Annotated in this window: 10 protein-coding genes; 9 read left to right on the top strand and 1 reads right to left on the bottom strand. The window is 63.4% G+C overall.

What is annotated here, in order from left to right; genetic code table 11:
* The first annotated feature begins 50 nt into the window (after positions 1–50).
* From V1280_RS46205 to V1280_RS46165, 9 genes are all read left to right on the top strand, one after another.
* A complete protein-coding gene (locus V1280_RS46205) occupies positions 51–2075 on the top strand; it encodes a hydantoinase/oxoprolinase family protein (protein ID WP_334538626.1) in 2025 nt (674 codons plus the stop codon).
* A gap of 3 nt (positions 2076–2078) precedes the next feature.
* Positions 2079–4040 carry a hydantoinase B/oxoprolinase family protein gene (locus tag V1280_RS46200; protein ID WP_334537981.1) on the top strand — a complete coding sequence of 654 codons (1962 nt, stop codon included), beginning with the start codon at positions 2079–2081 and terminating at the stop codon, positions 4038–4040.
* Between the two features lie 26 nt (positions 4041–4066).
* On the top strand, positions 4067–4921 hold the full coding sequence (locus tag V1280_RS46195; protein WP_334537979.1) for an FAD binding domain-containing protein: 855 nt from the start codon (positions 4067–4069) through the stop codon (positions 4919–4921).
* A gap of 10 nt (positions 4922–4931) precedes the next feature.
* Entirely contained in the window at positions 4932–5396 is a 465-nt protein-coding gene (locus V1280_RS46190) for a (2Fe-2S)-binding protein (RefSeq protein ID WP_334537978.1), read from the top strand.
* Positions 5397–5410: 14 nt separating this feature from the next.
* Positions 5411–7780: a xanthine dehydrogenase family protein molybdopterin-binding subunit gene (locus V1280_RS46185; protein ID WP_334537977.1), complete on the top strand. Its 2370-nt coding sequence runs from the start codon at positions 5411–5413 to the stop codon at positions 7778–7780.
* A gap of 324 nt (positions 7781–8104) precedes the next feature.
* Complete coding sequence (locus tag V1280_RS46180) at positions 8105–9361, top strand: PQQ-dependent sugar dehydrogenase (protein ID WP_334537976.1); 1257 nt, start codon at positions 8105–8107, stop codon at positions 9359–9361.
* Positions 9362–9589: 228 nt separating this feature from the next.
* On the top strand, positions 9590–10162 hold the full coding sequence (locus V1280_RS46175; protein ID WP_334537974.1) for a c-type cytochrome: 573 nt from the start codon (positions 9590–9592) through the stop codon (positions 10160–10162).
* Positions 10163–10257: 95 nt separating this feature from the next.
* Positions 10258–11106, top strand: coding sequence for an amidohydrolase family protein (locus V1280_RS46170; RefSeq protein ID WP_334537973.1), 849 nt, complete (start codon positions 10258–10260; stop codon positions 11104–11106).
* A 208-nt stretch (positions 11107–11314) separates the two neighbouring features.
* Positions 11315–12304, top strand: coding sequence for a helix-turn-helix transcriptional regulator (locus V1280_RS46165; RefSeq protein WP_334537972.1), 990 nt, complete (start codon positions 11315–11317; stop codon positions 12302–12304).
* Between the two features lie 207 nt (positions 12305–12511).
* On the opposite strand, the gene pqqA is transcribed toward V1280_RS46165, so the two are convergent.
* A complete protein-coding gene (pqqA, locus tag V1280_RS46160; protein WP_009031067.1) occupies positions 12512–12592 on the bottom strand; it encodes a pyrroloquinoline quinone precursor peptide PqqA in 81 nt (26 codons plus the stop codon).
* Positions 12593–12834: the final 242 nt, after the last annotated feature.

Here is a 12834-nt window from a genome sequence, read left to right as displayed (position 1 = left end):
CCCCGATCCGCATATGATCGGTGATCGCAATTCGATGAGGAAGTCGCATGGTGCAGAACCTTCGCGTGGCCGTCGACGTCGGCGGCACCTTTACCGATATCTGCATCATGGACGAGGCAACCGGCCTCATCCGCATCGAGAAGACGGCGTCGACCCCCGATCCCATCGACGGGATCATGGGCGGTGTGTCCAAGGCCGGTGTCGATCTCGCCGAAGTGGCGCTGTTCTCCCACGGCACGACGGTTGCGACCAACGCGCTCATCACGCGCCGCCTGCCCCGCACGGCCGTGGTCACGACCAAGGGGTTTCGCGACGTCATCGAGATCCGGCGCGCCAACAAGGAAGACCTCTGGGATACCTACAAGGATGTCGTCAAGCCTTACGTCCCGCGGCGCGACCGCCTGACCGTGCCGGAACGGGTCGACGCCGGCGGCATCGTGCTCGAGCCGCTCGATGTCGAGGCCGCGCGCAACGTCGCGCGCATTCTCAAGCGTCGCGGCGTTGCCGCGGTCGCGGTCTGCTTCATGAACGCCTATCTCAACGGGGCAAACGAGCGCGCCATGCGTGATATCCTCGTCGAGGAAATGCCCGACATCCCCGTCTCGATCTCCTCGCAGGTGCTCCCCGAAATCTTCGAGCACGAGCGGTTCTCGACCACGGTCGCGAACGCCGTCGTGAGCCCGGTCGTGGTCAGCTACACGAGCCGGCTCGGCGAGCGTCTCGCCGATGAGGGCTATACCCGCGATCTCCTGCTGCTGCACACCGGCGGCGGCGTCATGACGCCGGCCAGCGTCAAGGATTTCGCTGCGCGCCTTGCCGGTTCCGGAATTGCTGCCGGCGCTATCGCCAGCCGCTACATCGCCGGCCTCTGCGGCTTTCCCAATTCGATCGGCCTCGACATGGGCGGCACATCGACCGACGTCTCGCTCGCCTATGAGGGGCAGTCGCGCATCACCAAGGACTGGTACATCGAGTTCGGCTATCCGATCCGCTTTGCGTCCATCGAGGTCCTCACCATCGGAGCCGGCGGCGGATCGCTGGCCTGGACCGACTCGGCCGGCTCCCTGCGCAACGGCCCGCAATCGGCCGGCGCCTTTCCGGGCCCAGCCTGCTACAGCAACGGCAACACGCAGCCGACCAATACGGACGCCAACGTCACGCTGGGCCGGCTCGGCACAAGTCTCGCCGGCGGCAAGGTGAAGCTCGACCCCGCGCTGGCACGCCAGGCGGTCGAGGATGGCGTCGCAAAGCCGTTCGGTCTCGGCCTGCACGAGGCTGCCGACGCGATCGTCAAGGTTGCCAACGCCAACATATCGGATGCGGTACGGCTGATCTCGATCAGCCGCGGCTACGATCCGCGCGACTTTGCCCTGGTGGCTTTTGGCGGCGCCGGCGCGCTACACGGGGTCGATGTTGCCCGAGAGCTTGCGATCCCGGTCGTGATCGTGCCGCCCAATCCCGGCGTGACCTCCGCGCTTGGCTGTCTCCTGGTCGACATGCAGCACGATTTCTCGCAGAGCTGCATGGTCGGCGCCGACGAGGCCGATGCGGCCGACATCGAGGCGCAGTTCACGGCGCTTGAGAAGGACGCACTCGCCCGACTCACCCACGAAGGCATCGCGGCACAGGACATCGTGCTCCAGCGATCGATCGACATGATGTATCGGGGCCAATGGCGGTCGCTCGCGGTCCATGCGCCCAGTCCGATCGGCGCGATCGCCGACCTCGTCCAGAGCTTCCATTCCGAGCACAAGCGTGAGTACAATTTCCGCCGCGACAGCGCCCCGGTCAGCTTCTTCCGCCTCAATCTGAAGGCGGTCGGCGTCGTCCCCAAGGCGGAGTTCGCCGTCCACGAACCGACCGGTGTGATCCCTGAGCCGGTTGGCCGCCGCAGGGTGTGGTTCGAAGGCAACGGGTTGGACACGCCCGTCTACGAGCGCGACGACCTGCCCTGCGGCTTCTCCTTTCAAGGCCCCGCGATCATCGAGCAGGTCGACGCGACGACCGTCGTGCCGCCAGGCGCCAGCGCCGAGGTCGACAAATATCTCAACATCATCATCCGCGTGAAGGAGTGAACCATGGCCGGAGATCTCCCGCTCGACCCCGTGACCTTCGAGGTTCTCAAGAACTCCTTCATCACTAGCGTCGACCAGATGGGCGAGCAGGTGCTTCGGACCTGCTACTCCTTCGTCATCTACAACCGCGATTTTTCCAGCGCCCTGCATGACGCCCACGGCGAATGCGCCGCGCAAGGCAATCAGGACATCGCGGTCCATGTCGGCACGTTGCATTTCACCTGCAAGGACATCATGCGCTTCTTCGACGGCGACATACATGAAGGCGACGTCTTCGCCATCAACGACCCCTACGCCGGCGGCACGCACTTCCCGGATGTCCGCCTGATCCGGCCGATCTTCGCCGGCGGCAAGATCATCGCCTTCAGCCAGTCGAACGGCCATTGGTCGGATGTCGGCGGCAGCGTGCCGGGATCGTTCGACGTCGCCGCGCGCGAAATGTTCCGAGAGGGGCTGCGCATCACGCCGATACGCCTGTTCGACAAGGGCCGCTTCTGCAAGGACGTCGCGCATCTGATCGCCTCGAACACGCGCGACCCGGTCTCGATCATCGGCGATATCCAGGCGCAGTCCCAGGCCACCCAGGTCTGCGAGCGCGAGATCCTGCGCCTCGTCAACAAATATGGCCGCGACACGGTCGAGACCGGCCTTGCCGCCGTGCAGGACTATGTCGAACGTTCGGTGCGGCAACGCATCGCGGCCCTGCCCGATGGCGAATGGGAGACGGTCGACTTCATCGACCGTGATCCCGCCGGCGGCGAAGGCATGATCCCGATCCGGATCAAGCTGACGATCAAGGGCGACCGCGCGATTTACGACTTCACCGGCAGCCATCCGACCATCGGCTCGATCTACAATTCAGCCTTCGGTACGACCTTCTCGGCCGTTGCAGCCGGCATGAAGACTTTCTTCCCGGATCTCCCGCTCAATTCCGGATTCTACCGCTGCTTTGAAATCATCGCGCCGGAAGGCTCGATCGTCGATGCGAAATGGCCGATCGCGGTCACCGGATTCCTGATGCCGTTCGAGAAGATCATGAACTCGATCTACGAAATGTGGTCGAAGCTGATGCCGGAGCGCGCGCTCGCCTGCGCCTTCAATCTCGAATATCTGCTCACCGGCGGCCTCGACGCCCGCAGCCCGGACAAGCCCATCTTCATGTTCTACGACTGGCTGCCGGGCGGCTGGGGCGGACGCAACGGCAAGGACGGCAGCAATGTCACGACGGCTTGCTTCGGCACCGGCCTGATGTCGCAACCGGTCGAAGGCCAGGAGCGCGCCAATCCGATCCTGACCACGGAATGCGAAATCCTCAAGGACTCGCCCGGTCCGGGCAAATGGCGCGGCGGCGCGGGGGTCGTGAAGACCTCCCGCATGCTGCAGGCAGAGAAAACCGTGATCTCCTACATCTGCGACCGCGAGCGTGCCGTGGTGTGGGGCATCGAGGGCGGCTTGCCATCCATGCCGCACGGGCTGACGTTGACCCGCGCCGACGGCAAAGGCGAAGAGCGGCTCGGCTCGATCTTCTCCGATGTCCCGATCGGCGAAGGCGATATCTTCTCGCGCCCGACAGCCGGCGGCGGCGGGTTCGGCGATCCGCTCGAACGTGACCCGGCCCTCGTGATCGAGGACATCAAGGACGACTATGTCTCGGTTGAGCGCGCTGCGAAGGATTATGGCGTTGTCGTACATACCGTTGACGCCGAGCTGTGCGAATATGAGGTCGACAAGGCGGCGACCGCGGCGCTTCGCGCCAAAATCAGGGCCGAGCGCGTCGCCAATGTGCGGCTCGATCCCGAGATCGTGGCGGAAAATTATCGCAACGGCGCGATCGGCGCGCTCGACGTGATCCGCCAGCATGCCGTGATCCTCGACTGGGGTACCGGCGCCCTGCTTCCAAAATCCACAAGTCAGTTTCGCGAGGTGTTCGAGCGACGCTCGGTGGCGAAATGGAGCACAGGCTGACCGATCGAACCGAGAGCTCCGACACCATGAATACGCCCACCTCGGGATCGGTCTACGTCGCCCCCTCGCTGCAGGCGGCGCTCGATGCGCTCGACGAAGGCGGCTCTGAAGCCGCGCCTTTCGCCGGCGGCACCTGGATCATGCGCGCCCCAATCCGGCACGAGCCGCTCAAGCCCCGTTACGTCGCAATCGGGAAAATTCCGGAGCTCCATGCGATCGAGGTCGATGCCGATGTGGTCGAGATCGGCGCGGCGGTCACGCACGCCGCGCTGGCCGCAGCGCTGGCGGAGCTTCCCGAGTTTGACGTGCTCACAGCGGCGGCCGGCCGCTCCGCCAATCCGGCCATCCGCACAATGGCGACCATCGGCGGCAATCTCGCAACGACAGCATTCGCCGCGGCCGATTGCGTGCCCGCACTGCTCTGCCTCGATGCCGAAGTCGAGATCGCAAGCCGAGGCGGCCGGGAGCGGATCGATCTTGAGCAATTTCTGACAATGAGATCGACGCTTGCACCCGGGTGGCTGGTCCAACGCATCATCGTACCTCGGCGCGGTCGCAAGACAGCTCACGCCCGCCTGCCGCTGCGACAGGCCGGAGACTATCCAACCGCCATCGTCAGTCTTGCCGTGAGCCTTGACGATGCCGGACATGTTCAGACGGCACGTGTTGCCGTCGGTTCAGTCGAGCCGGTCGCGCGCCGATGGGAGCGCCTCGAGGACGCTCTCGTCGGACATCCGCTGAACGCGGCGATGGCTGCGGATGCAGCGGCTGAGCTGGCGGATGAATTTACGGGGCGCGACAGTGCCGACGTACCTGCCTGGTACCGGGTGCGCGTCCTGCCCGGCCTCGTCCGCCGTGCCGCCGCCGCGCTTGGCTCTTGAACCGTCGGGGATGAACATGGGCCTTAGCCTGACCGTCAACGGCGATCACCTCACCTCCATTGCCGATCCCATCACGCCTCTCGTCGACGTCCTGCGCGAAGAGTTTCATCTAACAGGAGCCAAGCCGGTATGTCGCGAGGGCTTTTGCGGCGCCTGCATGGTGTTGATCGACGGCAATCCCACCCCGTCGTGCCTGATGCCGGCCGTGCTCGCCGCGGGCCGCGATATCCGCACCGTCGAGGGCCTTGCCGTCAATGGCGGATTGAACCCGATCCAGGTCGCGCTCGAGGCCTGCGACGCGGTCCAATGCGGCATGTGCTTTCCCGGCATGGTCGTGAGCCTGACACATCTCCTGACGACCCGCCCCGAGGCAGCGCGCGACGACATTCGTGCCGCCCTCACGGGCAACATCTGCCGTTGCACCGGATATGAACGCATCGTCGAGGCCGCGCTGCTGGCGCTTGCGACGACATGACGGGAGACGCAGAAGTGTCCGACGCATCCGCAACCATGAATTTCGCGCGACGCGACGCAGCGGACAAGCTGCGCGGCCGCACGCGCTACACCATCGATCGCTACCTGCCCGGCATGCTGCACGCGGCGATATTGCGCGCCGGCGTGCCGTCAGGCCGAATCACCCGTCTCGACATCACCAAGGCTGCCCGCATGCCCGGTGTGCGCGCCGTCGTGACCGCCGCCGATGCGCCCGGCATGATCGGGATCGGCATCGCCGACCACCCGCTCTTTGCCCGCGACGTGATCCGCTACGACGGCGAGCCGATCGCCGCGATCGCGGCGGACACGCTGATGCAGGCTCACGCCGCGCTTGCTGCAATTGACGTCGAGATTGAACCGCTGCCCGTGGTTCTTACCATGGCAGATGCGCTTGCTCCGGATGCTCCGCTCATCCATCCCGACTGGCGCAACTACGAGGTTCTGCTCGAAGGCGGTGCCCGCGGGGGCAACATTGCCTGGGAGGCGACCGTCGTTCGCGGCGACGTCGACGCTGCGTTTGCCCGGCCCGATGTCGAGATCATCGAAAGCTGCTTCCGGGTCGGTCGCCAGAACCATGTCGCCTTCGAGCCGCGCGCGGTGGTCGCGAATTATGAAGACGGGCGCTTCCATATCGAGACGTCGACCCAGGTTCCCTGGACCATCCGCAATGCAACCGCGCGCCTGCTGGGCGTGCCGGCCTCCCAGGTTCGCGTCACCGTGCCGCCCGTCGGCGGCGGTTTCGGCCTCAAATTCGATCTCGCGATCGAGCCCTTTGCTGCCTTGCTCGCTCGGGCGAGCGGACGGCCGGTCCGGCTGGTCAATTCGCGCGAGGAAGAAATGCTCACCTGTCTCTTTCGCGAAAACGCCGAAATCCGCATACGCTCGGCGGTGACACGCGATGGCGAAATCGCCGGACGCGAAGCCGTGGTCCTGATGGATTGCGGCGCATATGGTGGCGAACAGATTTTCCTGACGACGATGACCGCTCACACGCTCGGCGGAAATTATTCCCTTGGCGCGGTGCGGCTGGTCTCGCGCGCGGTCTATACCAACACCGCCCCGAACGGCGCTTTCCGCGCCTGCAACGGTGTCTACAACACCTTTGCGCTCGAGCGGCACACCGACGAAATCGCAGGCAAGATCGGCATGGATGCCCTCGCCTTCCGCCGCCGCAATGTGCTCGGCGAGGGCGATCTCGGCGCCACCGGCCAGGTGTTCGAGGGTGACGTGCTTGGCCCGATGCTTGACCGGATGGATACGATGCGAGATGCCGCCGCGACGCCGCCCGGGCGTGCCGACGGCCGGCTCTATGGACGCGCGACCGTTGTCGGCACATGGTTCGTCTTCGTCGGTCCTTCGGCCGCGGCCGTGAACATGAATGCCGACGGAACGGCAACACTCGTGACATCGGGCGTCGAGATCGGGTCAGGCTCCATGATGCAAGCTCTGCCTCAGATCGTGGCCGGCACGCTCGGCCTCAACCCTGGCAACGTGATCGTCCGCGCAGCCGACACGGATGCCGCCGGCTACGATGTCGGCGTCGGAGGCGGCCGAACCACTGTCTCGCTCGGTGCCGCCAGCTTGTCGGCGGCGCAAGAGGTGCGAACAAAGCTGCTGAAAGTCGCCTCCGAGATGATCGAGGCCGCGCCCGAGGACCTGGTCATGCGCGCCGGGCGAATTGAAATTGCCGGAGCGCCCGGCTCCGGCCGCCTGATCTCCGAAGTTGCGGCCCGCGCCCAGGCGCAGATCGGCCCGATCTCCGGCACCGGCGCCTTCACAGGAGCCGGTGTGCCTGCGATGCCCGGCTGCGTCGCCGGCCATTTCATCGACGCGATCGACATCCCCGTCTTCGCCGTCCATGATTGCGAGGTGGCCGTCGACACTGAGACAGGACACGTCGAGGTGTTGAGCTATCGCGTCGTCCAGGACGTTGGCCGCGCGCTGAACCCGCGCGCGATCCATGGCCAAATCCAGGGCGGTGTTGTGCAGGGATTGGGCTATGCCCTGCATGAGGAAGTGACGATCGGCAGCAATGGCCGCGTCCGTCAAAATGGCTTCGAGACCTACCGCGTGCCGCTGGCCCTCGATGTCGTGCCGGTCGAGATCAATCTGTACGAAGGTGCGCCGTCGATTGGTCCGCTCGGGACGAAGGGCGCCGGCGAAGTTCCGATCCTGAATGTCGCAGCCGCCGTGGCTTGTGCCGTCGCCGACGCAACCGGAAAACCGATCCGGGAGCTGCCACTAACTCCGCCGCAGGTGCTCGCGCTTCTCGTCGACCAAAAGCCTGCCCTCTCCCTGCCCCACATTGCCGAGGCATGGACAGACAATCTGCTGCGCCCGCACGGCGCTGGCGGGTCGAATTGAACGACCAAGGGCGACAAGATCCAGCTTGGATTTTCTGCCCCTAAGACGAGCGCGCAAGCGACCTGCAAGATCTGGTTGCGGTTCAAAGATCATTTTCGCGTTGTGCGCCCGGAGCGCGCCTCTCGGCCGGCGTACCATCATCTGCGTCCTGGGTTGCGTAGTTTGAATAGTCACTTCGCAAATTGAATAGGACTCGCCTTTTAAATCGAGCACGCTCGATCGTGGGCTCGTTTCCGCGTGGTATAAGAGCGGCGCCTCATCATAGGCCAACGAAAATCGCTCGATCGAACAACAAAAGCGGTTTTATCCTCCAGGAGTGAAACGATGGCTTCAAGTCTAACTCGCATTGTGCAGACGCTCGCATTTGTGTCGTTGGTTGCGGCGGGTGGCCCGCTACGCGCTGACGAGCTCAAACACTACGATTCCGGCACCAAGGAATTCTGGACCCATCCGCCGGATGACTGGTACCTCGGCGACGAGAACGCCCAGCAGAAAGGTCTCGTGCCGCCATCCGGCCCGCCGACCGGTGCGTCGGAGGCCGAGCTCGCCAACATCGTGAAGAAGATCAAGCTGCCGGAGGGCTTCAAGATCGAGGTCTACGCCAGCGGCGTGCTAGCCGCGCGGCAGATGGCCTGGGGTGACAAGGGCACGCTGTTCGCCGGCTCGTTCGGCCTCGGCAACGTCTATGCCATCAAGGACAACAACGGAAAGAAAGAGGTCAAGACCATCCTCAAGGGGCTGAACATGCCCACGGGTCTGGCCGTCAAGGACGGTGCGCTCTACGTCATCGCGGTCGACAAGCTGATCCGCTACGACGACATCGAAGCCAAGCTCGACAATCCCGGCGAGGGCAAGGTCGTCTATGACGACATGCCGTCCTATGCCGCACATGGCTGGAAGTACATCGCAGTCGATAAGGATGGCTGGTTCTTTTTGCCGTTCGGACCTCCCTTCAACGTCGGCATTCCGCCGACCAGCGTCGCGCAGATCCGCCGCGTCGATCCCAAGACCGGCAACGCGGAAGTTTACGCCCTCGGCGTCCGCAACTCGGTCGGCGGCGACGTCGATCCGCGCAGCGGCAATTACTGGTTCACCGAAAACGCCCGCGACTGGCTCAGCGATGAGCTGCCCAGCGACAAGCTGAATATGATCTCGAAGATGGGCGAGCATTTCGGCTACCCCTACTGCCACCAGGGCGATACACCGGATCCGAAATTCGCGATGGGTCACAAGTGCTCGGAGTTCACACCCCCGGTGCTGAATCTCGGTGCCCATATCGCCCCGCTCGGCATGAAGTTCTATACCGGCGATCAATTCCCGGCCGAGTACAAGAACAACATCCTGATCGCCGAGCATGGCTCCTGGAACAGGCACAAGTACCAGGGCGCACGCATCGTGCGCGTGATCGTCGGGCCCGACGGCAAGAACCCCAAGGAGGAAGTGTTTGCCTCCGGCTGGCTCGAAGGCGACCAGGGCTATCTCGGCCGTCCTAACGACGTCATCCTTGCCAAGGATGGCTCGATCCTCGTTGCCGACGATTGGGCCGGTGCGATCTATCGCATCAGCTACAGCAAGAAGTAGCGTGTCGTGAAACGGGAGGCTGCGATTGCCCAACCGGCGACCGCAGCCTCCTTGCGTGATGCGATACAGCCAACAAGCCGCATTCGCCATGTCCGGACTTGATCCGGGCATCCATCCCAACGAAAAATCTTTTGCAAAACGCGATGGATTGCCGGCCTTCGCCACGCTGAAGGGGCTTCGGCCCCGCAGGCGAGTCGAGCCCGGCGATGACGGTCGGAGAGAGTAGTGATGCGTACCGCTTCGTTCGGAATTCTGTCGACAATTCTCCTGGTCACGTCGTTTGCGCACGCTGCCGACGTCAAGGAGAAAGCGGCGATCTGCGCCGGCTGTCACGGCGAGAATGGCATCTCGCAGACCGAGAATATACCGTCACTCGCGGGCCAGCCTGATCAGTTCCTCCAGTGGCAGCTCGTGTTCTTCCGCGCCGGCTCGCGCAAGAACGAGCAGATGTCACCGATTGCCGCCGATCTCAGCAATGACGACATTCGCAATCTTGCCGCCTATTTCGCATCGCTGCCGCCGCCAGGCCCCCCATCCGATGACGACCCCGCGCTGAACGACGCCGGAGCTAAGATTGCCGCGCGGAGCCACTGCGCCTCATGCCACACCGACAATTTCGCGGGCGCAAAGGCGGTTGCGCGCATCGCGCACCAGCGAGAGGACTATCTGCTGAAGGCGTTGACCGACTTCAAGACCAGTGTCCGTTCCGGCGGCGGCCAGGCCGTCATGGCCGACGTCGCCTATCCATTGACCGAAGACCAGATCAAAGCACTCGCGCACTATCTCGCATATTTCAAATGATCGCGGGCACAAGGCCCCGCCAGGTGGAGGAACCAATGCAGCCCCTGACAATGGACCCGGCAGATCTGATTCCTCTCGGTTAGGAGAAAAATGCCATGCCTGCAGCTCAACCACGACTGATCGCTCCGCCCGAAGCCTGCGACAGCCATATTCATATCTTTGACCCGACCAAGCCTGTGGCCCCGACCGCGACGGGTCCCGGCCCGGCCTGGGCGAGCGTCGCGGCCTACATCGACGCCGTGCAGCGCCGCCTCGGCTTGACCCGTGCGGTGGTCGTGCAGCCAACTGCCTATGGCACCGACAACAGCTGTACCGTCGAGGCGATCGCGGCCCTCGGGCTCGACCGGACTCGCGGCGTCGCGATCGTCGGGCCGGATGTCGGCGATGCCGAGTTGCAGCAGCTGACCGACGCCGGCATTCGCGGCGCGCGTTTCCAGATGCTGCCGGGCGGTCCGTTGCCTTGGGACGCGCTAGAGCCGGTCGCGTCCCGCATCACCACCTTCGGCTGGTTCATCCAATTACAGATGGATGGCCGTCTGCTGTCAGAACGTGAGGCGATGTTGAAGCGGCTGCCTTGCAGGCTGATCATCGACCATGTCGGCAAGTTCCTGGAGCCGGTGCCGGTCGAGCATCCCGGTTTCCGGACCATCCTTCATCTGATCGACCGTGGCCGGACCTGGCTGAAGCTGGCGGGCGCCTATGAGACCTCGAAGGCCGGCGCCCCACTCTATCCAGACGTAGGCGCGCTGGCGACAGTTGCTATCAGAGCTGTGCCGGAGCGCATGATCTGGGCCAGCAATTGGCCACACGTTTCCGTCCAGGATCCGCCGGACGATGCGGCGCTGCTCGACCTCCTGTTCGATTGGGCTCCGGACGAGGCCGTCCGCCAGCGCATCCTGGTCGAGAATCCGGCAGAGCTCTATGGCTTCTCGCCATCCAGCTGAACTCGACCTTCCGGTCGGGTCGGCCAAGCCGTGGAAGGGGATTCTTGGAGTTGCGTCCAGCCGCCGGCCTGCGTAATTTGAATAGGCCTTGCGTAAACCGGATAGACCGGTCTTCCAAAAGCCTCAATCCAATGCGGCGATCGCTTGAAATGCCGGTTTAGGCGTGCGGAAACTGTAACTAGCTAGTCAGCTCAGCGAGCAAATCATCTTGCAACACAATCCCTTCTACGCACCCGCCGCCCTTTCCGGCACCGCGTTCGAAGATTTACTCGCAACCTTTCATTCGCAAGTTCCGACGTTCAAGGCGTCACCACCAAGTCCGCGCCAAAGCTTTCGCTGGAAATCCGATGTCGCAGCTTGGCCCGGAGTCGGCGTGTTTCGAAGGAACAGATACACTGCCGATTGGGCCGTGACAAAGAGGGCGAACGATGAACATCTCAGCATCATCCTGCCAATTGCCGGAGTTGCTGACGCGACAATAGGAACGAGGGCATCGACGGCGCCGCCACTCACTGCATTGCTCGCACCCACGTCCCTGTCGCACCACATCAAGCTGCGCTGCGTCGACGGCGAGTACGCTAGCGTCACACTGATGTTTGACGTCGAAGTCGTGTCCAGGGTGCTTTCGGCAACATTCGACGTCGCGAAATTGAGCAAGCTTGATCTGACACCGATCCTGGATCTTTCGACCGGCGCAGGTGCGACCTTCAATCTGCTTGCGCAAACCATCGCATCGGGCGTGCTCGATGCACGACTCTTCGAGCGTTCACCTTTGGCGATGTCGCTCCTCGTTGAATCGGCTTTGCGATTGATCTTCGAGCACGTGCCGCATCGCCTGAGCTTCCGGTTGAACCGCGACCGGCTTCAGCCGGCCCCCCGGTATGTCAGGCGGGCCGTCGACTTCATGCACGCCAACATGCATCAGCCGCTGACCATGATTGACATCGCCGAGGCTGCAGGCATCAGCGTGCGCTCATTGCAAGCGGGATTCCGGAAGTTCAAAGACACAACGCCCGCAGCATATTTGCGCCAGATCCGACTAGACGCGGTCCACGCGGAATTGTCTCTGTCGGAGAACAGACTGCCGGTCGGCGAAGTGGCACTCAAATGGGGCTTCACGCAAATGGGGCGCTTCGCCGCGCAATATCATGCGCGGTTTGGCCACTATCCCTCCGAGATGCTCATGCGGACGCGCTAAGATTCGTTTGACCAGCAGTCCGAAAGACCGACCTGGGGTCGCCTCCCGCTGCAGCTCCGAGAACGATCGCGCGAAGCATGGGATCGACGCCGGGCAGCGGATGGATCAATCAATACAAAAAAGGCGGAAGGACCGTTGCCGACAGGACGAGCCTGTCAGAGCAAACGACCAACTTCCACCCTTTCAGAGTTGGGACACGGGCGGTGGTTACTTTCGCGCCGCACATGCGTACATGTTGATTTCCATTCCCACGGGCACTTCGACGATTTTTGGCGTTTTCCAGGCGATCATGAAAGTCTCCACACGCTTCAACGAGGATACGGCGCGATTGCCGTGCCTCTAACATACACCAAGGGTCGCGCCGCGGATCGCCTGAGATTCTGAACTTGCGTGATTTGAATAGTCCCTTCGTAAGCTGCACAGATCTGGCCTTCCGGAGAGCGCAATATTGCAGGAGTGGGCTTCATCGTCGAGCACCAGCCGACATTCAATTTCGAATTCACCTTTTGCCAGCAGACTGTCCCGCTTCA

The sequence above is a fragment of the Bradyrhizobium sp. AZCC 2230 genome (genome assembly GCF_036924495.1).
In the GTDB taxonomy this organism is placed as follows: domain Bacteria; phylum Pseudomonadota; class Alphaproteobacteria; order Rhizobiales; family Xanthobacteraceae; genus Bradyrhizobium; species Bradyrhizobium rifense.
This window is presented reverse-complemented; position numbering and strand designations above follow the sequence as displayed.

Excerpts from the sequence above, each read along its gene's own strand:
- V1280_RS46200 (WP_334537981.1), top strand. The coding sequence starts at position 2,079 with ATGGCCGGAGATCTCCCGCTCGACCCCGTGACCTTCGAGGTTCTCAAG.
- V1280_RS46195 (WP_334537979.1), top strand. The coding sequence starts at position 4,067 with ATGAATACGCCCACCTCGGGATCGGTCTACGTCGCCCCCTCGCTGCAG.
- V1280_RS46190 (WP_334537978.1), top strand. The coding sequence starts at position 4,932 with ATGAACATGGGCCTTAGCCTGACCGTCAACGGCGATCACCTCACCTCC.
- V1280_RS46180 (WP_334537976.1), top strand. The coding sequence starts at position 8,105 with ATGGCTTCAAGTCTAACTCGCATTGTGCAGACGCTCGCATTTGTGTCG.
- V1280_RS46175 (WP_334537974.1), top strand. The coding sequence starts at position 9,590 with ATGCGTACCGCTTCGTTCGGAATTCTGTCGACAATTCTCCTGGTCACG.
- V1280_RS46170 (WP_334537973.1), top strand. The coding sequence starts at position 10,258 with ATGCCTGCAGCTCAACCACGACTGATCGCTCCGCCCGAAGCCTGCGAC.